Genomic DNA, 26,255 nt, shown 5'->3' with positions numbered 1-26,255 from the left:
CCGGGTGCAATGACTTTGATGTTGCCTTTACTCTGCGTTCTGCTGTATTACTAACGCTCTGCCAGGGCGAACAGCGAGGGAGTAGGTGATCGTGGCCGATCTCACTAACGGAATAGGGCGGCTTGCGAGAAGGGCAGAGGCTCCGTTCGCGGAGGCTTTTGCCCTGTCCAGTTGCGCGGGTCGGCAAGACCTCGCCGCGGCGGTCGACGCTGCCCCCATCACCGGGGCATCGGCGCTCCTCACGACGGAGGGCGCCTGCCTCTCCAAGATCACGACCCGGCAAGGCTCCTACTACGAGGCGGTCATCACGGACCTTGTCACCGAGGACTGTGATGAGGACCTGGACGACATGCTCGCGCGGCACGGGCTCCCCCGGTGGCGTGAGGCCGTGATCGTCAGAGTCCTGTCCGCCAGGGCGCACCCGCACTTTCCCGGCAGTACCTCAGTGCAGTACCTGATCATCCATCCGGAGGCCACACCATGACAGTTGAGACACAGCCCCGATCCGTCTCCCAGACCCAGCAGTACGAGCAGTGCGGGTGGCGGTATTACCTACAGCGCGTCGAGCGGGTCATGCCGAGGCCGGCCGCCTGGGGCATCCACGGCACTGCGTTCCACAGCTCCGCGGAAGCAGTCGAGCGATCCGGGCGGGCCATGACAGCCAGCGAGGCCGTGAGCCACTTCTCCGATCTCTACAGCGCCCTGGTGAACGCGTCCCTTGACCAGGAGCCGAACACCGATCGTTGGCTGTCTGCGAACGGCAGCGGAGGAGAGGACATTGAGAGGCGGTACCGGCTGGGCCAGGAGCAAACGGCGCGTTACGTTGAGTGGGCCGCGGAGCATCAGCCCACCATCTGGACGACCCCGGCCGGCACGCCCGCGATTGAGCTGGAATTTATGGTCGAGCTGGGTGGCGTACGGGTGCGCGGTTTCATCGACCAGCTGACCGTGGAACCTGACGGGTCCCTCCGGGTACGTGACCTCAAAACTGGGACGATGAAATCCGCCTTCCAGCTGGAGACCTACAAGGTAGCCGTGGAGCAGTCATACGACGTGCCCGTGAACCGCGGGGACTGGTATATGGGGAAGACGGGCAACCTGTCACGGACGGTCAAGCTGGACCAGGTGACAGAAGAGGCTATAGGCAAGCGGTTCGCCGTCATGGACGCAGGAGTCAAACGCGGTGACTTCCCCGCTGCCCCGGGCTTCTCCTGCCGATTTTGTGATGTGTCCCACGCCTGTTCCTACCGTTAAAAAGTTGCTTCGAGTCGCGCGCCCCTCGTAAGGTCGTGAACCGAAGACGGCAAATTTTTTTGCCCCAAAAGTTGTTCCGAGTCGCATGCAAGCCGGTGGGCGGGGAGCCCGAGGCAGCGGTTTTTTTTCAAACAAAAGTTGTTTCGAGTCGCGCCCGTTCAGGCGGCGCCGAGTGAGCGATGCGAGAGGGGTTGGTGCCTGATGTACTCCCTGAGTCAGTCGGTGGACATGAAGGGCGCGGCCGGGGAACCGCTGCCGTCCCCCTTCAAAGGGCTGGAGCGTCTGGGCGTCGAGATCCGGCGCGGCGAACTGTCCGTCGTAGTTGCCGCCAGCGGCACAGGAAAGAGCGTCGTCGGCATCAACCTCGCCATTCAGTCCAACGTCCCCACGCTGTATTTCTCCGCCGACTCGACAGCAGCAACGCAGCTGAGCAGAGCTACGGCCATCATCACGGGGCACGACGCGAAGAGCATCAAGGCCAAACTTCACGCCGGGAGATTCGAGGAGTATGGGCCGGCCCTGGCCCAGCGCTGGTGGCAGCGCTTCAACTACTCGGCGCGCCCCACACCGGCTGAACTTGAGCTCTACCTCATGGCATACGAAGCAGTGTTCGGGATCTACCCGCACCTGGTGGTAATCGACAACATCACCAATGTGGACACAGGAGGATCCGGGACAGCCGAAGAGTTCACCTTCGGCCTGGAAGGACTCTGCGACTACCTCAGTGAAATGGCGAGGGAGACGCGTGCCCACGTGATGGCCATGCACCACGTGATCGGGGACTACTCGGACGGGCTGAAGCCAGTCCCGCAGAGCGGAATCAAAGGAAAAATTTCACGCGTCCCCGCCCTGATCCTCACTGTCCACAAGGAAATCGACGGCATGGGCGGCCGAGTCCTGCACATCAGCCCTGTGAAGAATCGAGAAGGCTTCGAAGACAGCTCAGGCGAGACGTATGCCTCCTACGAATTCAACACCCGGAATATTCGTCTCACCGACCTAGAAGCAACCGTCGACTTCTGACCTCTTAACCCAAAAATGTGTATGCACTGAAGGGGAAAGCTCATGAAGACACTTGCACGCCGCACCCGGCGCCCCAAGGGGTACAAGCTCTCTCTGGAGCTGGCCGGCGACCTCGCCGACCGGTTTCCTGAACTGGACGTCCCCGAGCTGCCTGAGCCGGTCGTCCTGGTGGTCGAGCTCGGCCAGGCCCGCGGCCTGGACATTGGCCAGCTCCTTCACGACCTCCACCGGCCCCGCCAGGCCACAGCGGTTATCGCCCACGAAAGTCGGGGCGGTGAGCGAGTGGTCCGTGTCCTCGACCTCCCCGTACTGCGACACAGCGTCGCCGAGTCCGCGCAAGCGGGTCGCATGTACCGGCTGGAACGCGCGATCCTCCACATCGGCAGATGACGGGCAGCCGACCGCTCACCAGGCCATGCGCCAGATGCCAACGCAACAGGGCGGAACGGTTCTTCACATCATCGCGTGGCAGGGTCTGCGCCTTCTGCCGCAAGAAGTCCCGGAGCAAGGCAAGCCACTCAGCGCGAGTGCAGAGCACCTACGGACTGGGCCCGGGAGAGTACGACGAACTTCTTCGCCTCCAGGGCGGCCGATGCGCAATCTGCGGAGGGACCCGCAAACAGCGCCTCTCTGTCGACCACTGCCACAAGACGAATCTGGTCCGCGGCCTGCTGTGCCGGATGTGCAATGGCCGGCTGCTGACTGCGGCTAGGGACCGCCCGGCAACCCTCCGAGCCGCAGCCGAGTACCTCGAAAACCCGCCAGCCCAGAAACACATAGGAAACCGCTACTTCCGGGGCAAGAGGGCGAGTTCAAGTGACCAGCAGGAAAGCGAACAGGGTGGAGAGCCCAGCTAAACCCTCGATCACCGAAGTGCTTCACCACTACTTTCCACAGTGGCAGGCACCGGCACCTCGTGCCGGATGGGCCAAGTGCCTGTGCCCATTCCATGACGAGAGCACAGCATCCGCGTCCATCAACACCGAGAAAAACAGAGTCCATTGCTTTGCCTGCAACCTGTCACTGGACTCGATCGATGTCATCCAACGAGAAGAAGGTGTGGGGTTTGTTCAGGCGCAGCGACTCGCAGAAGGCCGATTTGCTGGAAGCGGCGAAGCGCTACCACGCCGCCTACCGGGGAAGCCCGGCCGAATCGTACCTTCACCACCGCGGTTTGGGGGAGGCAGCGGGCCGGTTCAAGATCGGCTACGTTTCGGATCCCATTCCCGGACATGACCAGTACCGAGGGCGCTTGGTCATCCCCTATCTCAGGCCGGCGGGAGGACTCGATCACGTAGCAACCATCCGGTTCCGCTGTATCGCCGCCGCCTGCACCAAGAACCCTGACGGCAGCTGGCGAGAAGAGGAGCACCACCCGGAACACGGCAAATACCTGGGACTTCCTGGAGACCCACCGATGCTTTTCAACACTCAAGCGCTGATCGAAGCAAGCCCCCATGTCGGACTGACTGAGGGAGAGTTCGACGCGATGTCGTCGGAGCTCTCAGGTGTCCCTGCAAGCGGACTCCCCGGTGTCTCATCCTGGCGCGACTATTTCGCCCCAGCCTTTGCGGGGTTCAGGTCTGTATTCGTTCTAGGCGATGGCGACGACGCCGGCATCAAATTCGCAGACGCGATGGCAGCCCGTCTCCCCAACGCCAAGCCCTGCGCAATGCCACCAAAATTGGATGTCAATACGTTCGTCCGGATAAACGGGCCTGAAAAATACCGAGAAAGACTAGGGGTTTAATGGCAGAATGCTTCGCACCTGGCGATGAGGTAATCGTCCTTGGCCTGTCCGACCAGCTTGCAAGCTGGATCTTCGGGCAAAAACGCGGACGCATTAAGGGTGTCCTCCGGGGGAACGCCTACCCCAATGTAGTGGAGTTTGACCGCGGCGGCACCATGTGCTTTGCAGATGCCGAACTCAAAGCAGTGGCCGAAGTGAGCCCCGGCCACCGCATGCTGGCCGAGACAGAGGGATTCGCCCTCGGAGTTGATACCGCTGAGGCTCACAAAATCATGAGGCGATCCTTCGCCGAACCCCAGCCGGAATCACAACACAGCGCTGTTGACCACCCGGCCCACTACACCAGCCATCCCAGTGGGGTCGAGTGCATCGAGATCACCCAACACTTCAACTTCCCTATCGGCAATGCCATCAAATATCTCTGGCGGGCCGGCCTCAAGGGTGAAGCCCTAGAGGACCTGGAGAAAGCAAAACGATACATCGAAATCGAGATCCAGCGACTCGGGGAGGCCGCGTGAGCGTCAGAGAAATAGTCATCGTCTCGGATGTGCAGTACCCACTGCACGATGCGCGGGCCGTCCGGAATCTGTGGCAGTACATCAAGGACCGGCAGCCGGACGAGGTACTGATCATCGGCGACTTCATGGACTACGCGGCCCCAAGCCGCTGGTCCAAGGGAACCGCAGCCGAGTTCGAGCATGACGTGCTCCGGGAGTCCGAAGGGGGAAAGGCCCTCCTGGCGGACCTGCGTGCGGGATACGCCGGGCCCATCAGATTCGTCGTCGGCAACCATGACGCCCGCCCCCGTGACTACCTCCGCAAATATGCGCCGGCCCTGGCGGCCAGCCGGGCATTCGATGTCGACGTGCTTCTCGATTTCGAGGGGCTGGGCATCGAGGTCCTGCCTCCCTTCGCCGAGGTAGCGCCCGGCTGGGTTGCCATGCATGGGCATGAACTCCCCGGACTCAACCAGGTTCCGGGCCGCACGGCCGCGGCGAAAGTCCGCAAGCTGGACAAGTCCGTTGTCATGGGCCACACCCACAAGAACGCAGTCTCTCCCGAAACAGTCGGCGTCGGCAAAGACCGGCGAACTCGCTTCGGATTCGAAGTCGGCCACCTCATGGACGAGAACAAAGCGCAGTACCTCGCGGGCGGTGTCGCCAACTGGCAAAAGGGATGGGGTCAGTTGCTCGTCGGCCAGTACTCCGCAGTCCCCGTGCCCATCTACGTTGAGCGCGACGGGAGTTTCGTAGTCGACGGCGCCCGCTACGGGGCAATCAAGCGCAACAGAAAGGGCCACTTTGTGAGCCCGAAGAAAGGGTTCAACCTTGCGTCCTGACGTGGAACTTGACTGGGATTACCTCTGCGACCTCGCCGACAAGGTGGCGTACAGCATCGCCCAGAAATGGAATGTAGTCGAAAAGGATGACGTCAAGCAGGTCATCCTGATGCACGCCTACGAGAACCGCCCCACCATCGAAGACAACTACGGGAACGAAGCCTTCCTCTGGAAAATCTTCCAGAAGGCTGGCACACAATACGCCAGCAAGGAACGCAACTACCGCGACCTGATGGACGATCAATACCACTACACGCCAGACGAGGCAAAGAGAGCGCTCGAAACATTCCTGTACACAGATGACGAGATTGGTCAGATGCTCGGGCAGAGGGATGACCTCTTGCGTACTCGCATCACCGACGGCCTGTTCAGTGCCCGGCTGGATGCCGATTTCGCCCTAAAGCGGCTGAACGAGCGCCACCGTGAACTGCTCATGCGGCGCTACGTCTACGGCCTGCCCCTGTCAGACCAGGCAGACCGGCAGGCACTCGTTCGCGCGGTCGTCGCGCTCTCCCAGCAAATGAACCGAACTCACCGCATACGCAGGGCCGTTGCCTGACGTCCACGCCCGTCATTCTCAACCACACACCGGAGGAACCCATGACCGATGATCCGTTCGCTGATGTCTCCCCCTGGGACCCGCCCATCAACACCACTACAGAGGAGACCCCTATGAACACCGCACTTCCCGGCGTCAGCGTCATGAACACGCCTGTCGCCGACGGCGACAAGGTCCGCGTGACGCTCAAGGGCGGCGCCGGCTTCGACGCCCCTTGGATCACCATCGACGCCCCTAGCGTCGCTGACGCCGTGGCCCAGCTCAGCCGCAAGGACGAAGTGAAGGCTCTGGCGGACGCAGCAGCCAAGGCAGGCGCGTACTTCGCTGCCACCGGGAAGGCCGCAACCTCCGGGGCAGCACCGAAGCGGTTCGAAAACGGGAAGGTGACCCCGGCCCCCAACCCCGCAGCCGACACCGGCGCGTACACCTGCAACCACGGACAGCGGAATTTCAAGGACGGCGGCGCCTGGGCCGCCTACTTCTGCGGAGGCCGCGGGCTCGACAAGTCCGAGCAGTGCCCGCCGCTCTGGCGCCAGGCAGACGGCTCGTTCCGGGCCAAGTAACGCCCTCACTTGACCCATAAAGTTGATGCGAGATCAGGGGGCCGGTTCGCCGCCGGCCCCCTCCGGCCGACGGAACCTGATTGCACCTCATCGAACACACCATCAAGGGCCAACTGGTCCGCATCCACGTCGTAGAGGACGAGAGGGACCTCCCCGCATTCAAAGCGTTCATCCTGGCGAATCGGGACCTCCTGGCCCACGACAGCGAAACCACGGGTCTCGACTGGTGGAACGCCGGCCCAGGCGGGTTCCTGGCCCGCCTCTGGCAATTTGGCACCGCCGACGAGTCGTTCGTCATCCCCGTCGAGAAGGGCCCCGCCTTCCAGGACGCAACCCGGTGGGCACTGCGAACCGTCCGTCGGCTGATCGCCCACAACGGCACCTTCGACATGCATGTAGCCGAGCAGTGCCTCGGCCTTCCGATGGAGGAGCTGGCCCCTAAGTCCTGGGACACCAAGCTGCTAGCTCACCTCGTCGACGGCCGGGCTGCTAAGGAAGGCGGGCCCGGCCTCAAGCTCGAAGAACTGACCAAGTACTACATCTGCGAGACCATCGCCGGAGAAGTCAAAGGCTCCATGACGGCCATCGCCGCCGAACTCGGCGTCAAGAAGGCCGAAGTATGGCCAGCGATCCCACTCGACCACCGCGGATATTTGCTCTACGCCGGAATGGATCCCATCCTCGCATACCGGCTGTTCAAGATCCTCATGCCGAAGGTCCCGGCCCGCAGCCGCAACAAGGGCCTCATCTCCTGGGAACACAGGCTTGCCCACATCACGGCCCAGATCGAGCGCACCGGATACCTCCTCGATGCGGAGTACGCCGAGGCGAAATCCGAGGAACTGGCTGGTGAGCAGGCCAAGTGGGAAAACGTCGCCCGCCTCGAAGGCGTCGATAATGTCAACTCCAACCAACAGATCATCACTGCCCTCGAAAAGAGAGGTATCCGGCTCACCAAGAAAACGAAAAAGGGAAACCTGGCAGTCGATGACGAAGTCCTGACAGGGATCGGCATCCCGCTCACGGATGCCATCATCCGAGCCAAGAAGGCGAAGAAGTGGAAGGCGACCTGGTTTGACCGCGCACTTCAAGGCCAGGACCAGGAGGGCCGCGTCCATGCAACGGTAAATAGCTGCCAGGCCCGGAGCGCCAGAATGACCATCACGGGAGTGATCTCAGCTCAGACCTTGCCCAGCGGAGACAGCTACGTGCGGCACTGCTTCCTCGCAGAGCCAGGCCATGTCACCGTCTCCTCCGACTACGGAAACATGGAACTGCGAGTAATCGCCGTCTACTCCGGCGACCCAACCATGATCGACGCCTTCCAACGTGGCCTCGACCTCCACCAAATGACCGCTGACGCCGCAGGAGTTGACCGCAAGGCCGGTAAGGGCACCAATCTCACGGTGTGCTTCGGCGGCGGCTGGAAGGCGATCGTCGAGCAGTACGGCGTATCGGAGATCGAAGCCAAGAAGGCCGTCAAGGCATTCTGGAATACCTACCCTGGCGTGAAGCGCCTAGCCGACCGCCTTCAGCGTGAGGCGCGGCGTACCGGCTACATCTACACCGGCACCGGCCGGCGCATCCCCGTAGACCGTAACCGGATCTTTGCAGCGCTCAACTACTTCATCCAGTCCACCAGTCGGGACATTCTGGCCCGAGCCCTCATCGAACTCCACCGGGCCGGCTACACGAAATACATTCGCCTACCAATCCATGACGAGCTCGTCTTTTCATTCCCGCGCGAACGCGCGGCAGAACTGACCGACAAGACAGCCCGAATCATGGAAATGACCATCAAGGGACTACTGATACCCGTGGACTCTGAAATTGGCGAACAGTCCTGGGGAAGCGTCCTCGATCTCGAAGCAAGCAAGCACTAGGGGGAGTTACTTGCCCGGCGGAAGTAATCAAGGTACCTGCGAATACTGCTCCACCCGCCAAGCAACAGGGGTTGCTAAGTGGCTGGGGAATGACGCCCGCCTGTGTGACACCTGCTTCATAGACCTGGACGACAAGGGGGAAATCTGTGAGTGACAACAACGAGTTTGAAGAACTGGTCTCCGGAATCAAGGAGGAGATCACGCGGAGCGGGATCGAGAGCCGAGGCACCGCTGCCCTGATGCGGGTACGCATCGCCGGGGCCCTCTACTCAGAGGCCGTCACAGCTGGGGTGCCCCACGACCTTGCCAAGGAGATGGCCACGGACTACTGGGCGCTGGAGATGCACTCCGGCGCCGTGCAGGTCGCCGAGGATGGTGGCGACGTTGAGTGAGCCTGAGGGGCAGCAGCTACGTGCCATCCGTCGGCGGATGATGACCGCGACAGACGTAGCCGAATACCTGGGGAAGCCTATGAGCTGGGTCTACAACGAATGGAGGGGCGTGGGGATCCCGTTCAAACGCATCGGCAATCAACTGCGCTGTCGCCAAGCGGACCTTGAGGACTGGTTCGACCAGCAAGCGGCCTGAGCGACTGCGGCCGGGGTTCGCACCCCGGCCGCCCTCACCGCCTCGATGACCCGACGCCCAGGGCTTCGAGGTCGAGGGCATCAAGAATGGTCTGCGCCTCGGCTGTCAGCTCACCGCCGGCCTTACCTGTGACCGTGGTGAGGTAGCCGTCTCGCCGTGCTTGCTTGAGGTGGCCCCTGATTGTCTCCGGGCGTCTTCCGATGAAGCCTGCTAGATCCGGAGCCAAGGACTTGGCGCCGCTGTCTGCCATGTCCTTGTACAGCGAGGCCAGTGTCACGAGGTAGGCCGGCGAAACCCCCTCACCTTCGAAGAGTCGTCGCATGATTTCGCCCCGTGGGGCGAAGTCCGGGAGATCGGCCTCAGGGGCATTGGCTTTGGCCTCACCCATGGCTGCGATCGGATTGATCCTGCGCAAGATCGTCGTGGAGATGCCACGGAGGACATCACCGGGGAAAGCGCCGTCGGTTGGCTCGATGGTCACCCGTTGAGGACCTCCAGCGATCGGCCCAGTTGGCCACCACATGCGCACGGTCCATGCGCCTTCCTGCTGCACGACTTCTGTGCCCTCTACCTGGTCCGTCATGCCCACAAGCTACACCACACACTCACGCCACCCAGTGTTGACAACCCATAGTTGCCTGTGATCAAACTGATGACAGGTCAGGCGTAGGGCCTGGCCAAGGAAGGAGATACAACGCGTGGCAGGACGACGCGGTAACGGCCAGGGCGGGACCCCCGTAGAGGTCAAGAGGAGGGGGCGGCCAAACACCTGGGGTGTCAGAACCCCGGAGCATGAAGACCTGAAGACGGGTGAACGGCTCCGCTACTGGATAGGTCGCGACTACAAGAACAAAACCGAAGCTGCGAAGGCCCTGACCAAGTGGCTGAACGAGCGCGAGGAGGAGATCGAGCGACACAAGGAGGAGGCTAAGGCCGCTGCCGAAGCGGAGAGCAAGCACGAGGACGCTGACCTGACGATGGCGCAGTTGCTTGATCGCTGGCTAGATAACCACCGCGGTGAGGGCACTACGACCGCGGGCTACGAACCGAAAATTCGTCTCCACATTAAGCCGCACGTGGGGGACGTGAAGGTCTCGGAAGTGACGGACAAGCTGTTGGACGCCCTATATCGGCGGCTTGAAGCGGAGCCGTGCCCGACGAACCATGGCGAGCCGCTCGGACCGAAGACCGTCCTGCACATCCACAACATCATCTCGGCGGCGCTCACATCTGTGACGGGCCCGATGCGGCTCCTCACACACAACCCTGCGCACTTCGCCGAACCGCCGACCGAACGACAGGTCAAAGCCTCCGAGCCCGACAAGCCGACTCTCACCGACGCGGAGACGAAGCGGTTCCTGGCTGACATCTGGACGCCCTGCGGCAACCGGAAGTGCGACGGAGGCTTGACCCACCACTGCCTCAGGGATGCCCCTCTGTGGACGTCGTACGCGGCCACCGGGTGCCGGCGCAGTGAGGTGCTCGGATGGAGGTGGGACTTGGTCAACTGGGAAGAGGGCTGCATCACGCTCGGGTGGGTCGTCGTCGAGGAGGGCAAAACCTACCGGCTCAGAAAGCTGACGAAGGAGGGAGAGGACGACGCGGTCATCTACGTGGATCAGTCCCTGATGGATGTCCTGCGATGGCAATGGGAGCGTCAGCAGTACGAGAAGGAGGTGCTGGGGGACCTTTGGGTTGATCACGGCCTCGTGTTCGCACGTGACAGCTTCAAGCTGTTCAAGCGAAGCCGCGCAGGAGGCCCGCAGGACCCCGAGAAGGTTTCGGCCCGCTGGCGGACCAGGCGCGACAGGCTCGATCTGCCGGAGGAGTTCGGGCTTCACGGCTGGCGCCGCACAAAGATCACGAACGACCTGGAGGGCAAGGAGAACCCCGTCGAGGTCTCGGCGAACGCCCGCCACCGCTCGGGACCCGGCTACACCATGAAGCACTACGGTCAGCGGCGCGCCGACAACGCCAAGCGGCTGGCCGCCTCCAGCGCCAGTCGAATCGGCCTTGCCGGAGTCGCTCCGGCCTCCTCTCGGATCGGCCTCGCGGGGCGGACTCCGAGCGGTCCGAGCAGCCTGCCTGTACTGGCAGCCTGATTAAGGTCCCCGTCCGGTCTGGTCACGTGGTTGGTCACGCCGCCGGTCGCGGGAAATCTCGAATCCTACTGGTCACGCTACTGGTCACGCCGAGCGCTGAGCCGGTTCGGGAAAACAGAAAAACCCCTGCTGAGCAGGGGCTTTGTCTGATCTAGCTGGTGTCCGAGGGGGGACTTGAACCCCCACGCCCGATAAAGGGCACTAGCACCTCAAGCTAGCGCGTCTGCCATTCCGCCACCCGGACCAGGTGTTTTGTCTTCCGGGCTGTTCCCCTTCCGACGAGGAAAACAATACCAAAGATCTGGACGTGCTCGATCACCCCGCCGGCCGGGCCCGGATCTGTGACCGGCGGATGTCGGCAGCATTGCGGCCTTGGGCTGAGCGGGCGGGAGAGAGAGGATGGCCGAGGACCACACCCCGGGCCCGTCCGCGTGCGGACGGTGCCCGGTGGCAGCGAACCAGGAGGAGGCAGCGTGAGCGAGTCGAAGCCGGCCGGGGCCGGCGCGGGCAGGAGCGCCGGGGACGCCGAGAGGGAGGTCGTCGACCTCTGCCGCGATCTGATCCGGATCGACACCAGCAACTACGGCGACCACTCCGGGCCGGGGGAGCGCGCGGCCGCCGAGTACGTGGCCGAGAAGCTCGCCGAGGTCGGGCTCGAGCCGCAGATCTTCGAGTCCCACAAGGGCAGGGCCTCGACGGTGGCGAGGATCGAGGGCGAGGACCCGTCCCGGCCCGCGCTGCTCATCCACGGCCACACCGACGTCGTGCCGGCCAACGCCGACGACTGGACCCACCACCCCTTCGCGGGCGAGATCGCCGACGGGTGCCTGTGGGGGCGCGGCGCGGTGGACATGAAGGACATGGACGCCATGACCCTCGCGGTCATAAGGGACCGGATGCGGTCCGGGCGCAAACCCCCGCGCGACGTCGTGGTGGCCTTCCTCGCGGACGAGGAGGCGGGCGGCACCTACGGCGCCCGGCACCTGGTGGACAAGCACCCCGGCCTCTTCGAGGGCGTGACCGAGGCGATCGGCGAGGTCGGCGGCTTCTCCTTCACGGTCAACGAGAACCTGCGGCTCTATCTGATCGAGACCGCCCAGAAGGGCATGCACTGGATGCGGCTCACCGTGGACGGCACCGCCGGCCACGGCTCGATGACCAACAAGGACAACGCGATCACCGAGCTGTGCGAGGCGGTCGGCCGGCTCGGCCGCCACGAGTTCCCGGTGCGGATGACCAAGACCGTGCGGTCCTTCCTCGACGAGCTCTCCGACGCCCTCGGCACCCCGCTCGACCCCGAGGACATGGAGACGACGCTCGCCAAGCTCGGCGGCATCGCCAAGATGATCGGCACCACCCTGCGCAACACCGCCGCACCGACGATGCTGGGCGCGGGCTACAAGGTCAACGTGATCCCCGGGCAGGCGGTCGCCCACGTCGACGGCCGGTTCCTGCCGGGGTACGAGGAGGAGTTCCTCGCCGACCTCGACCGCATTCTCGGGCCGCGCGTCAAGCGCGAGGACGTGCACGCCGACAAGGCGCTGGAGACGAGCTTCGACGGGTCTCTCGTCGACGCCATGCAGTCGGCGCTGCGGGCCGAGGACCCGATCGCCCGCGCCGTCCCCTACATGCTCTCCGGCGGCACCGACGCGAAGTCCTTCGACGACCTGGGCATCCGCTGCTTCGGTTTCGCTCCGCTGCAGCTGCCGCCCGAGCTGGACTTCGCGGGGATGTTCCACGGCGTCGACGAGCGGGTGCCCCTGGAGGGGCTGAGGTTCGGTGCACGGGTGCTCGACCGGTTCCTCGACCAGTGCTGAATCCATGCAGAAATTCGTAACTTCGTTTCTGTTTAACCGTAAAGAGTGAATGAATCGAGGGTTGCGTAGCCCGATTACCTCCTCGTCGTTACAGGTGTGCGGTCCGCGGCTGGGACCGTTTGCCAACTAGGAGGAATCACATGCTCAAGAAGGTTGTCGCTACTGCGGCCGTCACCGGTGGCGTCGTGCTCGCGGGCGCCGGTCTGGCCGTCGCCAGCTCGGGTGCCCAGGGTGCTGCTGTGAACTCGCCCGGCGTTGTCTCCGGCAACGTCATCCAGGTTCCGGTTCAGGTCCCGGTGAACGCCTGTGGCAACACGATCAACATCGTCGGGCTGCTGAACCCCACCTTCGGCAACACCTGCGTCAACTACTGACCTCGTGCCTCGGCCCGCAAGGGCGTGACGGCGGCTCCGGAGCGCGCGCAACGTGCCGTTCCGGGGCCGCCGGGCTTTCGCGCGCGGCCTGAGCGGTCCGCGCGCATTCCGTGAGAAGGCAAGGCAGAGAGAGCAGAACTTATGCGACAGGTCACCAAGAAGAGCTTGATCACCGCGGCAGCGGCCAGTGGCGTCCTCGCCGCGGTGAGCGGCGGATACGCCAGCGCCCACTCGGGCGCCAACGGCACCGCCTCCAACTCCCCGGGCGTGGGATCGGGGAACAACGTCCAGGTGCCGGTGCACGTGCCGGTCAACGCCTGCGGCAACACCGTCAATGTCGTCGGGCTGCTCAACCCCGCCTCCGGCAACCGGTGTGTCAACGGCGGCCACGGCGGCAAGGGCCATGGCGGTCACGGCGGTCACGGCGGTCACCACGGCGGTCACGGCGGTCACCACAGCGGTGGCAGCGCCGCCCACGGCAACAGCAGCCACTCGCCGGGTGTGGCCTCGGGCAACACCGTCCAGGTGCCGGTCCAGGTCCCGGTCAACGCCTGCGGCAACAGCGTCGACGTCGTCGGCATCGGCAACCCCACCACCGGCAACGACTGCGCCAACGCGGGCGGCCACAGCACGCACAAGCCCGGAAACCCGGGGCAGCCCCCGCACCCCGGCAAGCCGAAGCCGCACGTGCCGCCGCACAACCCGCCCGGTGCGGAGCACCCCGGCCACAAGCCGCCGAAGCCCCACACCCCGGATCACAAGCCGGAAGGCCCGAAGCCGGACGTCAAGCCGGCCCACAAGCCGGCCGGTGAGCGCCCCGCGCACACCACCCCGGTCGCGCACACCGGCCCGGTCACGGACGTGAAGTCCGAGAACCGTCCGGCCGCGGTCGCGGAGAAGGCCGTCGAGCTCGCGCACACCGGCGCGGGCCAGCTCGGCATGGCCGGTGCGGCCAGCCTCGGGCTGCTGCTCGGCGGTGCGGTCATCTACCGCCGGTCGCGCGCGGCGCAGAGCTGACCCGGTCCGTACGGACCCGGCGCACACCACGCCGGAGCGGGCCCCGCAGCCGCGGGGCCCGCTCCGTATGCGTTCACCACGTGGCACGCACCTGGCGAATGATCCGGCGTCGCAGCCGCACCCGGCGACTGCCGTCGGGATAGAGGCGCAGTCGGTCCAACTCCCAGTGTCCGTACTCGGCATGGTCGGTCAGGAGACGTGTGGTGGCACCTCGGGAGACCCCGCGTGGCACATACACATCACAGAATTCGTATTCCGGCATCGCATCTATTGTGCGGGAACGGGCCCGGTGCGGATAGCGTCTGCACTATGTCTGATGCTGCGCAGCCAACCGCTGCCGAGGTACGCGCCGCCGCCGAGGCGGTCAAAGCCGCGCTGGACCGCCACCTCGACGCTGTCGAACGCCGCTCGGGTGAGGACGACCCGGCCGTCTACGCCGCGTTCAACGAGCTGGCCGCGACAGCCGAGGCGTACGACGAACTGCTGTACGACGCCTATGACGAGGTCACCCCCTTCGAGATCCCCGGTGACGACACCCTGCCGGCCTATGCCGGCCCGGAGGAGCCCAGCGCCGTCAGCGTCCTGATCCGCCGGGACTACGCGGTGGTCGAATCCCAGCGACTGCTGGCCCAGGCCCAGCGCGTCGTCGATCTCGATCCCGACGTCGACACCGAGCCGGGCACGCCCGGCAGCGCGGCGGGCATCGTCGGCAGCAGCGTGCACGCCGCGCTCGGTGTGCTCTTCGGCGAGTACGAACCGGACGAGATCGCCTCCCGCCACAAGGAGTTCGGCCTGGAGGAAGGCGACTCCACGCTCTGGGTCGCCGCGGCCGACGACCCCGCGGAGCCGGGGGAGTGGCTGGCGGCGCCGTTCGACCAGGCCGACCCGCAGCGCGTCATCTGCCGTTTCGACGTCAGCGCCGTCTTCGACGAGGAGCTCGGCCTCGACGAGGACGGCCCCGACGAGGGTGAGGACGGCGGAGCCGCGGGCCCGGGCGGCAGGCCCGTGGGCACCGGACGCTGAGCCGCGGCCCCGGGCGGGCGATGCCCGTCCGGAGCCGTGCCGGCCCCCGCCGTCAGCCGGTGGGGCTGCTCTGCGCCTTCAGCAGGGCCCGCAGCCGGGTCGAGCGCTCCTTCGCCGGCACCTCGGCGACGGCGCGCGGCAGCGCCTGCTCCACGCCGTGCACGACCGACAGATGCCGCTCGGCCCTGCTGAACGCGGTGTAGACCCAGGCCCGCGTCAGTGTCCGGGCGGCGTCGCCCGGCAGCACCACCACGGCCGCGGGCCAGCGGCTGCCGGCCGCCTGGTGCGCGGTGACGGCCCAGCCGTGCCGCAGGGACTCGCCCAGGTGCTCCTTCGGCACGACGACGGGCACGCCCCCGCAGTCCAGGTGCAGCCCCTGGGCGTCGGCCGACACCACCGTGCCTGGCACCATCCGGCCCGGCGCCGGCACATAGGCCACCCGGTCGCCCGGGTCGAAGCCGCCGAACCGGCCGGGACCGGGGTTCAGCCGCTCCTTCAGCGCCGCGTTGAGCGCCCGCGTCCCCGCGGGGCCGCCGTGGCCCGGGGTGATGACCTGCGTCTGCTCGGCGGGCACTCCGATCACGCGGGGCACGGAGTCCGCGACGAGCTGCACCGTCCGGTGCACGGCCTCGCCCGGATCCCGCACCGGGACGATCACGACCTCCTTGCCGGGGGCGTCCACCTGGGCGAGCTCACCGATCCCGATGCCGGACACCAGCTCCCCGATCGGGCCGGCGTCCGGGGTGCGGGAGACGACCACGGGGCAGGCGCGGGAGGCCACCACGTCCGCGAAGACCCGGCCCGGCCCCGCCGACCACAGCACCGCCGGGTCGCCGCTCAGCACCAGCCGGGTGCCGTCCGCCAGCGACTCCACCAGCATCGCCGCCGTCTCGACGTCGAGCTGCGGGGCGTCCAGGACGACGAGCACGTCGAGCGCGAGCGCCCCGTCCGCGTCGCGGCCCGGGCCCTCCCGGCCGGACAGCAGCCCGGCGACGGTGACCGCGTGCGGGTCGCCGAGGGCCGCCGCCCGCCGCTTGCCGTCCTCGGCGTGGACGGCGGCGCAGGCCCGCAGGCCCAGGGCCCGGGCCGCGGCGATCAGGGCGGCGGGCTCGGCCCGCGCCGCCTCGCCACCGCTGTGCGCCACCAGGCCGGCGGCCGCGGCGGCCCGGATCAGCTCGCCGGCGGAAGGCGACGGCGCGGTGGCCGCCGCGCTCTCCCAGTCCGCGGGCGAGCAGTTGCTGAGCAGCCGGGCGAGGCCGTCGGCGAGACTTTCCTCGGCCATGGCGTAGCGGTCCAGGCCCAGCAGCAGGCGTACGGGCACCTCCGCCTCCGCTTCCGCGCCGTCCGAGCTCGCTGCCTGGGCGGGTGCCGTGCCGGCGGTCTCCAGGGCCTCCTGGAACACCAGCACCGAGCCTTCCGCGACGGCGGTCTCCAGCGCTTCGTCCGGTGAGGGCACCGCCTGGCCGGCGAGGGCCGTGCGCAGCACGGGCGCCTCCAGCACCGTGTGGCCCTCGAGCGCGGCGCGCTCCAGCAGCCAGCCGGTCAGGGCCTGGGCGCGCCGTTCGTCACCCGGACCGCACTCCGGCCCGAGCAGCGCGCGTGCGAAGCCGTCCGCCTGCTCGGGGCGGACCCCGGCCACGGCCAGCAGCTGCCAGGGGTCCTCGCGGAGGGTCTCGGCGGCCTGCTCGCCGAGCGCCTCGGCGACCGCTCCGGCCAGCTGCTCAGGTGCCCCGCCCGCGGCGAGCACTGCACGGACGCCGGCGGCCTCCGGCAGGGGGCGCCGCACGGGTGCCGGCCCGGCGGGGCCGCCCGCCGGGGGCCGGGCGGGGCCGGCCGCCGCGCGCGCGGGGGCCTTGCGGGCGGGGGGAGCGGGCCGCTCGTTGAAGAACGAGGCGGCGGACTTCTCCCCGCTCTCCACGGCCCGCACCGCGGCGGCCAGCGCCTCGGCGACGGCGGACCGCGGCGGGGCTCCGCCGACCCCTGCGGCGGTGCGCTCGTCCGCGGCCGGTGCGTCGTGGCCCGCCGCGTTCGCTGCCGCGACCGGGCCGACACCGGCGGCCCCGGCCTCGGCCTCGGCCGGAGCCGCGCCCTGACCGTGTACATCAGCGTCGGCGCCCTCCGACCGCGGGCTCACGCCTGCGCCACGACCCGGCTCGGCGGCCCCACGCGCTTGCGCGGAACGCGCGCCCGCACCGGGGGCACCCTGCGCGCCGCCGGGTCCGCCCCCGGCCGACGCCTGCTCCTGGCCGGCCCGGCCGCTGACCTCCGGGGCCACGCCGGTCTCCATGCCGGCGCCGGGCTTGTCGGTCGTCGGGGCCGGGTCCGGGGCGGCGTCGTCGGGGTGGTGGGCGTCCGGGGCCGCCGCGTCGCTCTCAGGGGCGCCATCTGTGTCGTCGGCGGGCTTGTCGGTCGTCGGGGCCGGGTCCGGGGCGGCGTCGTCGGGGTGGTGGGCGTCCGGGGCCGCCGCGTCGCTCTCAGGGGCGCCGTCCGTGTCGTCGGCGGGCTTGTCGGCCGTCAGGGCCGCGTCCGGGTCGGCGTCGTCAGGGCTGTGGGCCTCGGGGGGCGCATCGCTCTCAGGGTTGCCGGCCGTGTCGTCGGCGGGCCCGTCCGTCGTCAGGGCCGTGTCCTGGTCCGCGTCGTCGGGGCGGTGGTCGTCCGGGGCCGCATCGCTCTCAGGGGCGCCGTCCGTCCCGGCAGCAGGCTCGTCCGTCGTCAGGGCCGTGTCCTGGCCCGCGGGGTCAGGGCCGGCCGCCTCCGGAACCGCAGCGCTCCGGCCGTCGTCGCCGGCCGTGCCGTCGGTCGGCTCGTGGGCGGCCGGGCCGGGGGCGGCCGGGGCCGGGGCCTCGTCAGGGATGGGTTTCGCGCTGTCGCCGCTTCCGGGCGTGCCCGGCGGTGTCGTCGCGTCGGGCGCGTCCGGTCCGGCCGGGTCGTGTCCGGGCGCGGAGGCGGCCTCGCCGGCGAGGCGATCGGTACTCACAGCGTGCTCCAGTCCTGATCGGGATAGCGGTGCACGGGCGTCGACACGTCGTCGAGCGCCTGGCAGATCTCGTCCGGAAGCGTAAGCGCCTCCACTGACAACGCCGCATCGAGCTGCTGCGCGGTGCGCGCGCCGATGACGGGGGCGACCACGCCGGGGCGGTCCCGCACCCAGGCCAGGGCGACCTTCAGGGACGTCGTCGCGAGGCCGTCCGCCGCCGTGGCGACGGCGTCGACGACCCGGCGGGCCGTCTCGTCCAGATAGGGGGCGACGAAGGACGCGAGGTGCTCGGAGGCGCCCCGGGAGTCGGCGGGCGTCGCGTGGCGGTACTTGCCCGTGAGCACGCCGCGGCCGAGCGGGGAGGACGGCAGCACCCCGATGCCCAGGTCGAGGGCCGCGGGCAGCACCTCGCGCTCGATGCCCCGCTGCAGCAGCGAGTACTCCATCTGCGTGCAGGCCAGCCGGGTGCGGACGCCGGGGGCGGCGAGCTGCCAGGTGGCGGCCTTGGCGAGTTGCCAGCCGCAGAAGTTGGACACGCCGGCGTAGCGGGCCCGGCCGCTGCTGACGGCGATGTCGACAGCTTGCAGGGTCTCCTCGAGCGGGGTGTGGGGGTCGAAGGCGTGCAGCTGCCACAGGTCGACGTAGTCGGTGCCCAGCCGCTCCAGGGAGGCGTCGAGCGCGGCGAGGAGGTGGCCGCGGGAGCCGTCGAACCTCCGGTCCGGGTCGGGGACGCTGCCCGATTTGGTGGCGATGACGAGATCGCGGCGCGGCACCAGATCCTCCATGAGCTGGCCGAGCAGATACTCCGCGCCGCCGTCCGCGTAGACGTCCGCCGTGTCGACGAGGGTGCCGCCGGCTTCCCAGAACGTCTTGAGCAGCTCGGCCGCCTCAGACTCGCCGGTGTCCCGGCCCCAGGTGAGCGTGCCGAGCCCGATCCGGGATACCCGCAGCCCCGTGCGGCCGAGATGCCTTAGCTCCATGAGCGCTGAGATTACTGGCCGCGGCGCGGTCCCCCGGCGGCCTGTGGACGGCGCCTGTGGACAACTCGCCGATGACGCGGCGCGGGTGAGCGCGTTAGAGTCCCCGCAACAGCGACGTTACTGATCAGTAAGGGGAGTCCGGATGAGCGGGATGAGGCTCGGAATCAACCTCGGCTACTGGGGCGCCGGGATGGACGCGGACAACCTCGCGGTCGCCCGTGAGGCCGACCGCCTGGGCTACTCGGTGTGCTGGGCCGCCGAGGCGTACGGCTCGGACGCCCCCACCGTGCTGTCCTGGGTCGCGGCGCAGACCGAGCGGATCGACGTCGGCGCGGCCATCTTCCAGATCCCCGCCCGCACGCCCACCATGACGGCGATGACCGCGGCCACCCTCGACTCGCTCTCCGGTGGCCGCTTCCGCCTCGGCCTCGGCGTCTCCGGCCCGCAGGTCTCCGAGGGCTGGTACGGCGTGAAGTTCGACAAGCCGCTCGCCCGCACCCGCGAGTACGTCGAGATCGTCCGCAAGGCCATGTCCCGCGAGCGCGTCACCCATGAGGGCGACCACTGGACGCTGCCGCTCCCGGGCGGGCCGGGCAAGCCCATCAAGCTCACCGTGCACCCGGTGCGCGAGCACATCCCGCTGTACATCGCGGCCATCGGCCCGAAGAACCTGGAGCAGACCGGCGAGATCGCCGACGGCGCCCTCGTCATCTTCTTCGCCCCCGAGCACGCCGAGGAGACCACGGTCGGCGCGCTCCGCGCGGGCCGCGCGAAGGCGGGCAAGGACCTGGACGGCTTCGACCTCGTCCCCACCGTGCCCATGGCCCTCGGTGACGACGTCGACGCCCTGGCCGACATGTTCCGCCCGTACACCGCCCTGTACGTCGGCGGCATGGGCAGCGCCAAGCAGAACTTCTACAACAAGCTCGCGCAGCGGATGGGCTACGAGAAGGCCGCCGCCGAGATCCAGGAGAAGTACCTCTCCGGCGACAAGGCGGGCGCCGCCGCGGCCGTTCCCCGCGACCTGATCGACTCCACCTCGCTGCTGGGCCCCGTCGAGCGGATCGCCGACCGGATGCAGGCGTACGCCGCGGCCGGGGTGACCACCCTGTCGCTGGCCCCGGCGGGCTTCACGCTGGACGAGCGGATCGCGAGCCTGCGGGCCGGCGTCGACGCCCTGGAGCGGGCCGGCCTGGCGTAGCGGGGAAGACTGCGGCCGTGGTGGGGGCTCGGGGTGTCTTCCCCGCCACGGCCGGTACCCAGCACAACGCCCGTACGGGCCGCGGGTTACGCGCCGCGGCCGTCTTTGACGGACACCGGGCGCGGCGGGGGCGTTCGGCCGAGTGGAGGCGCCGCTGTTGCCGGGCCCGCCCCGCGGCACTTGACTCGTGGAGCTGTGCGGAAGTCGTGCCGTGAACGGAGGTGGCAGCTGTGCTGTCGGCCAGGAGCGTGTTCCAGGAAATCCTCGACAACGACGAGTCCTACCGGCTCTTCTGCTCCATCGCGGCCGGCGGTGAGGCCCAGGGCGCCTGGGAGAACGGCCGCATCGTCGCCCTCGTCCCCGAGGAGCAGCGCGCCCTCGCCCCCAAGATCGCCCGGCACGGCGCGGACGAGGACAAACACGGGCGGATCTTCAACGCCCTGCTGCACAAGCGCGGCCTCGACCCCGTCCCGGTGCCCGCGGAGACCGACTACACGATGCTCCTCGAACGCGGCGGCATCGGTCTGCCGCACGAGAGGCTGCGCGCCGACACCCCGCTCACCGAGCGGGACATCGTCGAGTACCTCGCCCACAGCCGGGTCACCGAACAGCGGGCCGCCGACCAGATGGACCTGCTGATGGCCCACTTCGGCGAGCACCCCGAGATCGGCAAGGCGCTCAGGATGATCTCGCAGGACGAGACCAACCACCTGGCCTACTGCCACGAGGAGCTGCTGCGGCTGGCCCGCGCCGGGCACGGCCGGACCATCCGGTCGGTCCTGCGGAACAGCGCCCGCGCCGAGATCCGCGTCTACCGGGACGTCAGCCTGGCCGTGATGGGCCGGATGGGCGCGATCCTGGGCTGGTCCCGGCCGAAGGCGCTGGCGCTGGCCCTGGGCATCCGGGCGGTGTACGCCTACGAGCGGGCCGTCGGGTGGCGGCGGATGGTCACCCTGCGCATGCCCGACCGCCTCGACGCGCTGGGCGGGCCCGTCACGTCCGCCGCCGGCGTCGTATGAGCGGCTCCTACAGCCAGCCGCGCCGCTTGAAGAGCCGGTGGAGCCAGAACACCAGCCCGGCCATCAGGGCGACGACCGCCGGATAGCCCCAGGGCTGCCGCAGCTCCGGCATGTGGTCGAAGTTCATGCCGTAGACCCCGGCGATCATCGTGGGGACCGCGGCCATGGCCGCCCACGCCGAGATCTTGCGCATGTCGTCGTTCTGCTGGACCCCCATCTGCGCCAGGTGGGCGGAGAGTATGTCCGTCAGCAGCCGGTCCAGGCCCTCCACGGACTCGTTCGCCCGCGTCAGGTGGTCGCTGACGTCGCGGAAGAAGGGCTGCGAGTGCTCGGGCACGAACGGCACCCCCGCGCCCGTCAGCCGGGCCATGGGGTCGGTCAGCGGCACCGTCGCCCGGCGGAACTCCATGACCTGGCGCTTGAAGGCGTAGATCCGCGAGGCGGTGTTCCTGGTGTCCCCGCCCACCGGTGCGAACACCTCCGCTTCCAGCCCCTCCAGATCCGCCTGTAGTTCACCGGCCACCTCGATGTACTGGTCGACGACCGCGTCGCTCACCGCGTACAGCACCGAGGTGGGCCCGTGCCGGAGCACCTCCGGCTCCCGCTCCAGCCGCCGCCGCACGTCGGCCAGGGGGCTGCCCTCGCCGTGCCGGACGGTCACCACGAAGGAGTCACCGACGAACAGCATCAGCTCGCTCGTGGTGACGACGTCCGCGTCGTCGTCGTAGGTGACGGGCTTGAGCACGACGAAGAGGGAGTCGTCGTAGATCTCCAGCTTCGGCCGCTGATGGGCGTGCAGGGCGTCCTCGACGGCCAGCGGGTGCAGCCCGAACTCGCTGGTGACGAGGTCGAACTCCTTCTCCGTCGGCTCGTGCAGCCCGATCCACAGGAACGAGTGCCCCTCGGTGGCGCGCGCCTCGTCCAGCGCGTCGGAGAAGTCGGCGGGGCCCTCGGTGCGGCGTCCGTCCCGGTAAATGGCGCAGTCCACGATCACGCAGGGCATTCTGCCGCTGATCGCGCCCGAGTATGCCGCAGGGGCGCGGGAAAGGGCCGACGTAGGGTGTGGTCATGCCCACGCTGATCCTGGTCCGGCACGGCCGGTCCACCGCCAACACCCAGGCCGTGCTCGCCGGATGGACCCCCGGCGTCGCCCTGGACGAGCGCGGCGCCGCCCAGGCGGCCGCCCTCCCCGAGCGGCTCGCCGAGCTGCCGCTCGCCGTGGCCGTCACCAGCCCGCTCCAGCGGTGCCAAGAGACCCTGGCCCCGCTCCTGGCCGCCCGGCCGGAGCTGCCGCTGCACACCGACGACCGGATCGGTGAGTGCCACTACGGCGACTGGTCGGGCCGCAAACTCGCCGAGCTGGGCGAGGAACCCCTGATGGCCGTCGTCCAGCAGCACCCCTCCGCCGCCGCCTTCCCCGGCGGGGAGTCGATGCGCGCCATGCAGGCCCGCGCCGTCGACGCCGTACGGGAGTGGAACGCCCGCGTCGAGGAGGAGCACGGCCCCGACGCCGTCTTCCTGATGTGCTCGCACGGCGACATCATCAAGTCGCTCGTCGCCGACGCCCTCGGCATGCACCTCGACCTCTTCCAGAGGATCTCCGTCGACCCCTGCTCGGTCACCGCCGTCCGCTACACGCGGCTGCGCCCCTACCTGGTGCGGCTCGGGGACACCGGCGACCTCAAGGGCCTGGCCCCCGCCCCGCACCCCCCGGCCGGCGAGGCCGGGGCGGACGGGGCGGCCGGGGCGCCCGACGAGCAGGCGGCGGTGGGGGGCGGGGCGGGAGCACCGTGATCGGCGTGCGCAGTAGGGTGGTGGCGCGGCTCCGGCCGCCGCACCACCTGTGACCAGCATCCGGAACGGTTCTCCCACCCTTTCCGACCTCTTTTCGACCACCCGAACCAAAGGGAGCAGGACGTTGTCCCGTCAGGTGTTCCTCTATGACCCGCCGGACCGGTTCGTCGCCGGCACGGTCGGGCTGCCGGGCCGCCGCACTTTCTTCCTCCAGGCGTCCGCGGCCGGCCGTACCACCAGCGTCGCGCTGGAGAAGGCGCAGGTCGAAGCGCTCGCGGAGCGCATCGACGAGCTGCTCGACGAGGTGGTGCGACGCACCGGCGGCAACGCCCCGGTGCCCGCCGTGGCCCCCGCCGAACTGTCCGACACCGCGCCCCTGGAGTCCCCCGTCGAGGAGGAGTTCCGCGTCGGCACCATGGCCCTGGCCTGGGACGGCGAGGACGAGCGGATGATCGTCGAGGCGCAGGCGCTCGTCGAGCTGGCCGCCGACACCGACGAGGACCTGGTCGCGGCCGAGGAGCGGCTGCTCCAGGACGAGGCGAACGGCCCGCCGATGCTGCGCGTCCGCCTCACCGGCACCATGGCCCGCGCGTTCGCCCGGCGCGCCCTGGAGGTCGTCAACGCCGGCCGCCCGCCCTGCCCCCTGTGCAGCCTGCCGCTCGATCCGGAGGGACACGTATGCCCGCGCCAGAACGGATACCGCCGCGGAGCGTGACGCCGCACGAGCTGCTCGCCCTGGGCGAGCTGACGGTGCGCGGCCAGGTCCGTGAGGCGTCCAACGCCGTGCTCTACTGCACGGTCGAGTACGAGGGCGTCAGCGCCGCGTGCGTCTACAAGCCGATCGCCGGCGAGCGCCCTCTGTGGGACTTCCCCGACGGGACGCTCGCCCAGCGTGAGGTGGCCGCCTACGAGCTCTCCGAGGCCATGGGCTGGGGGCTCGTCCCGCCCACGGTGCTGCGCGACGGCCCCTACGGCGAGGGCATGGTCCAGCTGTGGGTCGAGGTGTCCGAGGAGGCGGACGCCGAGCAGCGGCTGCTCGCGCTGGTCGAGGGCGAGGAGCCCGGCGAGGGCTGGAAGGCCGTCGGCTTCGCGGACGTGGGCGCCGAGGGCGAGGGTCGCACCGCGCTGCTCGTCCACGCCGACGACGTGCGCCTGCGCCGCCTGGCGGTCCTCGACGCGGTGATCAACAACGGCGACCGCAAGGGCGGCCACCTGCTGCCCGCGGCCGACGGCCGGCTCTACGCCATCGACCACGGTGTGACCTTCAACGCCGACGACAAGCTGCGCACCCTCCTGTGGGGCTGGGCGGGCGAGCCGCTGCCGGAGGAGGCCCTCGCGGCCCTACGGCGACTTTCGGACGATCTGGCCGAAGACCGCCCACTCGCCGCCCGCCTGGCGGAACTCATCACTCCGGCCGAGATTCATGCCCTGCGAGCCCGGGTGGCCGACCTGCTGCGCACCGGACGGCACCGGGAACCCAGCGGACGCTGGCCGGCGATCCCCTGGCCACCGGTCTGAACGACGACCATGCACACGGGAGGCCGGAGACGCAAGAGGGTGTCTTCGGCCAACACCCGAGTCCGGTTCGTATCCGGAACATGCGTCCGGTTACGCTCATGTCATGCATGCCTGGCCCGCTTCTGAGGTGCCCGCCCTGCCTGGCAGTGGCCGCGACCTCCGGATCCACGACACCGCGACCGGTGGACGGGTGACCCTCGTCCCCGGTCCCGTCGCCCGTATCTATGTCTGCGGCATCACGCCGTACGACGCCACCCACATGGGGCACGCGGCGACCTACAACGCGTTCGACCTCGTGCAGCGCGTGTGGCTCGACACCAAGCGGCAGGTTCACTACGTCCAGAACGTCACGGACGTCGACGACCCGCTGCTGGAGCGGGCCGTCCGCGACGGCGAGGACTGGACGGCCCTCGCCGAGCGTGAGACCGCCCTCTTCCGCGAGGACATGACCGCCCTGCGGATGCTCCCGCCCCGCCACTACGTGGGCGCCGTGGAGTCGATACCGAAGATCGTTCCCCTAGTGGAGCGGCTGCGCGACGCCGGAGCCGCCTACGAGCTCGAAGGCGACGTCTACTTCTCCGTGGCCGCCGACCCCGCCTTCGGCGCGGTCTCCGGCCTCGACGCCGAGGCGATGCGGCTGCTGTCCGCCGAGCGCGGCGGCGACCCGGACCGCCCGGGCAAGAAGAACCCCCTCGACCCGATGCTGTGGATGGCCGCCCGCCCGGGCGAGCCCAGCTGGGACGGCGCCTCCCTCGGCCCAGGCCGCCCGGGCTGGCACATCGAGTGCGTCGCCATCGCCCTGGACCACCTCGGCATGGGCTTCGATGTGCAGGGCGGCGGCTCCGACCTGGCCTTCCCGCACCACGAGATGGGCGCCTCGCACGCCCAGGCGCTCACCGGCGAGCACCCGTACGCCCAGACGTACGTGCACGCCGGCATGGTCGGTCTCGACGGCGCGAAGATGTCCAAGTCCAAGGGCAACCTCGTCTTCGTCTCCGCCCTGCGGCGCGACGGCGTCGACCCCGCCGCCATCCGCCTGGCCCTGCTGTCCCACCACTACCGCGCCGACTGGGAGTGGACCGACGCCGTCCTGGCCGAGGCCGTGGAGCGCCTCGCCCGCTGGCGCGCCGCGGTCTCCCGCCCCGACGGCCTGCCCGCCGACGCCCTGGTCGAGGAGGTCCGCGACGCCCTCGCCGACGACCTCGACGCGCCCCGCGCCCTGGCCGCCGTCGACCGCTGGGCCGCCGCCCAGACGGCCGAGGGCGGCACGGACGAGGGCGCGCCCGGCCTGGTCTCCCGGACCGTGGACGCGCTGCTGGGCGTCGCCCTGTAGGCGACCGGCGGCAACCGCTCCGACAGGGGGCGCTCTCTTCGGGGAGCGCCCCCGTTCGTTTGTGCAGATCCGTCTGTGCCGCGCGTGTCGCCCGGAGGCCCTGTGCTTCGGTGAGCCGGTCACCTTTCCTCGCACGGCTTT

Annotated in this window: 29 protein-coding genes, 1 tRNA gene and 1 pseudogene; 25 read left to right on the top strand and 6 right to left on the bottom strand. The window is 68.8% G+C overall.

The window, feature by feature from the left end; translation table 11 throughout:
• The first annotated feature begins 91 nt into the window (after nt 1-91).
• The 14 genes and pseudogenes from ABZ951_RS04300 (at nt 92) to ABZ951_RS04235 (ending at nt 8,959) form a co-directional block, all read left to right on the top strand.
• Nucleotides 92-484 carry a hypothetical protein gene (locus tag ABZ951_RS04300; protein ID WP_344088437.1) on the top strand — a complete coding sequence of 131 codons (393 nt, stop codon included), beginning with the start codon at nt 92-94 and terminating at the stop codon, nt 482-484.
• Entirely contained in the window at nt 481-1,254 is a 774-nt protein-coding gene (locus ABZ951_RS04295; RefSeq protein ID WP_344088434.1) for a PD-(D/E)XK nuclease family protein, read from the top strand. The genes ABZ951_RS04300 and ABZ951_RS04295 overlap by 4 nt, the downstream gene beginning before the upstream one ends.
• A gap of 201 nt (nt 1,255-1,455) precedes the next feature.
• Nucleotides 1,456-2,277, top strand: a complete 822-nt coding sequence (locus ABZ951_RS04290; RefSeq protein WP_344088431.1) for an AAA family ATPase — start codon at nt 1,456-1,458, stop codon at nt 2,275-2,277.
• Nucleotides 2,278-2,319: 42 nt separating this feature from the next.
• Nucleotides 2,320-2,667, top strand: a complete 348-nt coding sequence (locus ABZ951_RS04285; protein WP_344088428.1) for a hypothetical protein — start codon at nt 2,320-2,322, stop codon at nt 2,665-2,667.
• Nucleotides 2,664-3,134 (top strand): endonuclease VII domain-containing protein, encoded by a 471-nt coding sequence (locus tag ABZ951_RS04280; RefSeq protein WP_344088425.1) that lies wholly within the window; start codon nt 2,664-2,666, stop codon nt 3,132-3,134. The genes ABZ951_RS04285 and ABZ951_RS04280 overlap by 4 nt, the downstream gene beginning before the upstream one ends.
• Nucleotides 3,094-3,297 (top strand): annotated as a pseudogene (locus tag ABZ951_RS04275) (CHC2 zinc finger domain-containing protein); the annotation flags it as partial. The gene ABZ951_RS04280 and the pseudogene ABZ951_RS04275, both read left to right, overlap by 41 nt.
• Before the next feature lie 16 nt (nt 3,298-3,313).
• Nucleotides 3,314-4,027 carry a toprim domain-containing protein gene (locus tag ABZ951_RS04270; RefSeq protein ID WP_344088422.1) on the top strand — a complete coding sequence of 238 codons (714 nt, stop codon included), beginning with the start codon at nt 3,314-3,316 and terminating at the stop codon, nt 4,025-4,027.
• Complete coding sequence (locus ABZ951_RS04265; protein ID WP_344088419.1) at nt 4,027-4,545, top strand: DUF3310 domain-containing protein; 519 nt, start codon at nt 4,027-4,029, stop codon at nt 4,543-4,545. The genes ABZ951_RS04270 and ABZ951_RS04265 overlap by 1 nt, the downstream gene beginning before the upstream one ends.
• On the top strand, nt 4,542-5,366 hold the full coding sequence (locus ABZ951_RS04260; protein WP_344088417.1) for a metallophosphoesterase: 825 nt from the start codon (nt 4,542-4,544) through the stop codon (nt 5,364-5,366). The genes ABZ951_RS04265 and ABZ951_RS04260 overlap by 4 nt, the downstream gene beginning before the upstream one ends.
• A gap of 1 nt (nt 5,367) precedes the next feature.
• On the top strand, nt 5,368-5,925 hold the full coding sequence (locus tag ABZ951_RS04255) for a hypothetical protein (protein ID WP_344088414.1): 558 nt from the start codon (nt 5,368-5,370) through the stop codon (nt 5,923-5,925).
• A 113-nt stretch (nt 5,926-6,038) separates the two neighbouring features.
• A complete protein-coding gene (locus ABZ951_RS04250) occupies nt 6,039-6,488 on the top strand; it encodes a hypothetical protein (protein ID WP_344088411.1) in 450 nt (149 codons plus the stop codon).
• Nucleotides 6,489-6,568: 80 nt separating this feature from the next.
• The gene (locus tag ABZ951_RS04245) at nt 6,569-8,371 is read left to right on the top strand and encodes a DNA polymerase (protein WP_344088408.1); all 1,803 of its coding nucleotides are present in this window, start codon (nt 6,569-6,571) and stop codon (nt 8,369-8,371) included.
• Between the two features lie 146 nt (nt 8,372-8,517).
• Nucleotides 8,518-8,763, top strand: coding sequence for a hypothetical protein (locus ABZ951_RS04240; RefSeq protein ID WP_344088405.1), 246 nt, complete (start codon nt 8,518-8,520; stop codon nt 8,761-8,763).
• Nucleotides 8,744-8,959, top strand: a complete 216-nt coding sequence (locus ABZ951_RS04235; protein ID WP_344088402.1) for a helix-turn-helix domain-containing protein — start codon at nt 8,744-8,746, stop codon at nt 8,957-8,959. Before ABZ951_RS04240 ends, ABZ951_RS04235 begins: the two co-directional genes overlap by 20 nt.
• A 34-nt stretch (nt 8,960-8,993) precedes the next feature.
• Here the strand turns inward: ABZ951_RS04235 and ABZ951_RS04230 are convergent, their stop codons facing one another.
• Nucleotides 8,994-9,542, bottom strand: coding sequence for a hypothetical protein (locus ABZ951_RS04230; protein ID WP_344088399.1), 549 nt, complete (start codon nt 9,540-9,542; stop codon nt 8,994-8,996).
• Nucleotides 9,543-9,657: 115 nt separating this feature from the next.
• On the opposite strand from ABZ951_RS04230, the gene ABZ951_RS04225 reads away from it, so the two are divergent.
• Entirely contained in the window at nt 9,658-11,061 is a 1,404-nt protein-coding gene (locus tag ABZ951_RS04225) for a hypothetical protein (RefSeq protein WP_344088397.1), read from the top strand.
• Nucleotides 11,062-11,217: 156 nt separating this feature from the next.
• Here ABZ951_RS04225 and ABZ951_RS04220 read toward each other — a convergent pair.
• Nucleotides 11,218-11,305: transfer RNA gene (locus ABZ951_RS04220), tRNA-Leu, on the bottom strand.
• A gap of 229 nt (nt 11,306-11,534) precedes the next feature.
• Between ABZ951_RS04220 and ABZ951_RS04215 the strand changes: the two genes are divergently transcribed.
• The 3 genes from ABZ951_RS04215 (at nt 11,535) to ABZ951_RS04205 (ending at nt 14,269) form a co-directional block, all read left to right on the top strand.
• Nucleotides 11,535-12,878: a M20/M25/M40 family metallo-hydrolase gene (locus ABZ951_RS04215; RefSeq protein ID WP_344088394.1), complete on the top strand. Its 1,344-nt coding sequence runs from the start codon at nt 11,535-11,537 to the stop codon at nt 12,876-12,878.
• Nucleotides 12,879-13,018: 140 nt separating this feature from the next.
• Nucleotides 13,019-13,252: a chaplin gene (locus tag ABZ951_RS04210; protein ID WP_344088392.1), complete on the top strand. Its 234-nt coding sequence runs from the start codon at nt 13,019-13,021 to the stop codon at nt 13,250-13,252.
• A 141-nt stretch (nt 13,253-13,393) separates the two neighbouring features.
• Nucleotides 13,394-14,269: a chaplin family protein gene (locus ABZ951_RS04205; RefSeq protein WP_344088389.1), complete on the top strand. Its 876-nt coding sequence runs from the start codon at nt 13,394-13,396 to the stop codon at nt 14,267-14,269.
• Nucleotides 14,270-14,342: 73 nt separating this feature from the next.
• Here the strand turns inward: ABZ951_RS04205 and ABZ951_RS04200 are convergent, their stop codons facing one another.
• Nucleotides 14,343-14,531, bottom strand: coding sequence for a DUF5703 family protein (locus tag ABZ951_RS04200; RefSeq protein ID WP_344088386.1), 189 nt, complete (start codon nt 14,529-14,531; stop codon nt 14,343-14,345).
• 47 nt (nt 14,532-14,578) lie between these two features.
• Between ABZ951_RS04200 and ABZ951_RS04195 the strand changes: the two genes are divergently transcribed.
• Nucleotides 14,579-15,292: a hypothetical protein gene (locus tag ABZ951_RS04195; protein WP_344088383.1), complete on the top strand. Its 714-nt coding sequence runs from the start codon at nt 14,579-14,581 to the stop codon at nt 15,290-15,292.
• Between the two features lie 52 nt (nt 15,293-15,344).
• Here ABZ951_RS04195 and ABZ951_RS04190 read toward each other — a convergent pair whose 3' ends face one another.
• Together ABZ951_RS04190 and ABZ951_RS04185 are read right to left on the bottom strand one after the other, a co-directional pair.
• Entirely contained in the window at nt 15,345-17,579 is a 2,235-nt protein-coding gene (locus ABZ951_RS04190) for a helix-hairpin-helix domain-containing protein (RefSeq protein ID WP_361278956.1), read from the bottom strand.
• Nucleotides 17,580-18,265: 686 nt separating this feature from the next.
• Nucleotides 18,266-19,249, bottom strand: a complete 984-nt coding sequence (locus tag ABZ951_RS04185; RefSeq protein ID WP_344094444.1) for an aldo/keto reductase — start codon at nt 19,247-19,249, stop codon at nt 18,266-18,268.
• Nucleotides 19,250-19,400: 151 nt separating this feature from the next.
• Here ABZ951_RS04185 and ABZ951_RS04180 point away from each other — a divergent pair, with 151 nt between their 5' ends.
• Complete coding sequence (locus ABZ951_RS04180) at nt 19,401-20,450, top strand: LLM class F420-dependent oxidoreductase (RefSeq protein WP_344094446.1); 1,050 nt, start codon at nt 19,401-19,403, stop codon at nt 20,448-20,450.
• Nucleotides 20,451-20,680: 230 nt separating this feature from the next.
• Nucleotides 20,681-21,469 (top strand): ferritin-like domain-containing protein, encoded by a 789-nt coding sequence (locus ABZ951_RS04175; RefSeq protein ID WP_344094442.1) that lies wholly within the window; start codon nt 20,681-20,683, stop codon nt 21,467-21,469.
• A gap of 7 nt (nt 21,470-21,476) precedes the next feature.
• Here the strand turns inward: ABZ951_RS04175 and corA are convergent, their stop codons facing one another.
• A complete protein-coding gene (corA, locus tag ABZ951_RS04170) occupies nt 21,477-22,472 on the bottom strand; it encodes a magnesium/cobalt transporter CorA (protein ID WP_344094440.1) in 996 nt (331 codons plus the stop codon).
• Between the two features lie 65 nt (nt 22,473-22,537).
• Here corA and ABZ951_RS04165 point away from each other — a divergent pair, with 65 nt between their 5' ends.
• The 4 genes from ABZ951_RS04165 to mshC all read left to right on the top strand — a co-directional run bounded on the left by ABZ951_RS04165 (nt 22,538) and on the right by mshC (nt 26,114).
• Nucleotides 22,538-23,263 carry a histidine phosphatase family protein gene (locus ABZ951_RS04165; protein WP_344094438.1) on the top strand — a complete coding sequence of 242 codons (726 nt, stop codon included), beginning with the start codon at nt 22,538-22,540 and terminating at the stop codon, nt 23,261-23,263.
• Between the two features lie 124 nt (nt 23,264-23,387).
• Entirely contained in the window at nt 23,388-23,978 is a 591-nt protein-coding gene (locus tag ABZ951_RS04160) for a DUF3090 domain-containing protein (RefSeq protein WP_344094435.1), read from the top strand.
• A complete protein-coding gene (locus tag ABZ951_RS04155) occupies nt 23,942-24,781 on the top strand; it encodes an SCO1664 family protein (RefSeq protein WP_344094433.1) in 840 nt (279 codons plus the stop codon). The genes ABZ951_RS04160 and ABZ951_RS04155 overlap by 37 nt, the downstream gene beginning before the upstream one ends.
• Nucleotides 24,782-24,884: 103 nt before the next feature.
• A complete protein-coding gene (gene mshC / locus ABZ951_RS04150) occupies nt 24,885-26,114 on the top strand; it encodes a cysteine--1-D-myo-inosityl 2-amino-2-deoxy-alpha-D-glucopyranoside ligase (protein WP_344094432.1) in 1,230 nt (409 codons plus the stop codon).
• Nucleotides 26,115-26,255: the final 141 nt, after the last annotated feature.

Origin of the sequence: Streptomyces sp. NPDC046215 (assembly GCF_040646215.1) — a bacterium.
Lineage (GTDB): Bacteria > Actinomycetota > Actinomycetes > Streptomycetales > Streptomycetaceae > Streptomyces > Streptomyces stramineus.
Note: the sequence above shows the minus strand (reverse complement) of the source record. Positions and strands in the feature narration are given on the sequence as shown.

Excerpts from the sequence above, each read along its gene's own strand:
- ABZ951_RS04250 (WP_344088411.1), top strand. The coding sequence starts at position 6,039 with ATGAACACCGCACTTCCCGGCGTCAGCGTCATGAACACGCCTGTCGCC.
- ABZ951_RS04165 (WP_344094438.1), top strand. The coding sequence starts at position 22,538 with ATGCCCACGCTGATCCTGGTCCGGCACGGCCGGTCCACCGCCAACACC.
- ABZ951_RS04235 (WP_344088402.1), top strand. The coding sequence starts at position 8,744 with ATGGTGGCGACGTTGAGTGAGCCTGAGGGGCAGCAGCTACGTGCCATC.
- ABZ951_RS04285 (WP_344088428.1), top strand. The coding sequence starts at position 2,320 with ATGAAGACACTTGCACGCCGCACCCGGCGCCCCAAGGGGTACAAGCTC.
- ABZ951_RS04295 (WP_344088434.1), top strand. The coding sequence starts at position 481 with ATGACAGTTGAGACACAGCCCCGATCCGTCTCCCAGACCCAGCAGTAC.
- ABZ951_RS04270 (WP_344088422.1), top strand. The coding sequence starts at position 3,314 with ATGTCATCCAACGAGAAGAAGGTGTGGGGTTTGTTCAGGCGCAGCGAC.
- ABZ951_RS04290 (WP_344088431.1), top strand. The coding sequence starts at position 1,456 with ATGTACTCCCTGAGTCAGTCGGTGGACATGAAGGGCGCGGCCGGGGAA.
- ABZ951_RS04180 (WP_344094446.1), top strand. The coding sequence starts at position 19,401 with ATGAGGCTCGGAATCAACCTCGGCTACTGGGGCGCCGGGATGGACGCG.
- ABZ951_RS04205 (WP_344088389.1), top strand. The coding sequence starts at position 13,394 with ATGCGACAGGTCACCAAGAAGAGCTTGATCACCGCGGCAGCGGCCAGT.
- ABZ951_RS04200 (WP_344088386.1), bottom strand. The coding sequence starts at position 14,531 with ATGCCGGAATACGAATTCTGTGATGTGTATGTGCCACGCGGGGTCTCC.
- corA (WP_344094440.1), bottom strand. The coding sequence starts at position 22,472 with ATGCCCTGCGTGATCGTGGACTGCGCCATTTACCGGGACGGACGCCGC.
- ABZ951_RS04155 (WP_344094433.1), top strand. The coding sequence starts at position 23,942 with ATGCCCGCGCCAGAACGGATACCGCCGCGGAGCGTGACGCCGCACGAG.
- ABZ951_RS04210 (WP_344088392.1), top strand. The coding sequence starts at position 13,019 with ATGCTCAAGAAGGTTGTCGCTACTGCGGCCGTCACCGGTGGCGTCGTG.
- ABZ951_RS04265 (WP_344088419.1), top strand. The coding sequence starts at position 4,027 with ATGGCAGAATGCTTCGCACCTGGCGATGAGGTAATCGTCCTTGGCCTG.
- ABZ951_RS04185 (WP_344094444.1), bottom strand. The coding sequence starts at position 19,249 with ATGGAGCTAAGGCATCTCGGCCGCACGGGGCTGCGGGTATCCCGGATC.
- ABZ951_RS04190 (WP_361278956.1), bottom strand. The coding sequence starts at position 17,579 with ATGGAGACCGGCGTGGCCCCGGAGGTCAGCGGCCGGGCCGGCCAGGAG.
- ABZ951_RS04230 (WP_344088399.1), bottom strand. The coding sequence starts at position 9,542 with ATGACGGACCAGGTAGAGGGCACAGAAGTCGTGCAGCAGGAAGGCGCA.
- mshC (WP_344094432.1), top strand. The coding sequence starts at position 24,885 with ATGCATGCCTGGCCCGCTTCTGAGGTGCCCGCCCTGCCTGGCAGTGGC.
- ABZ951_RS04280 (WP_344088425.1), top strand. The coding sequence starts at position 2,664 with ATGACGGGCAGCCGACCGCTCACCAGGCCATGCGCCAGATGCCAACGC.
- ABZ951_RS04195 (WP_344088383.1), top strand. The coding sequence starts at position 14,579 with ATGTCTGATGCTGCGCAGCCAACCGCTGCCGAGGTACGCGCCGCCGCC.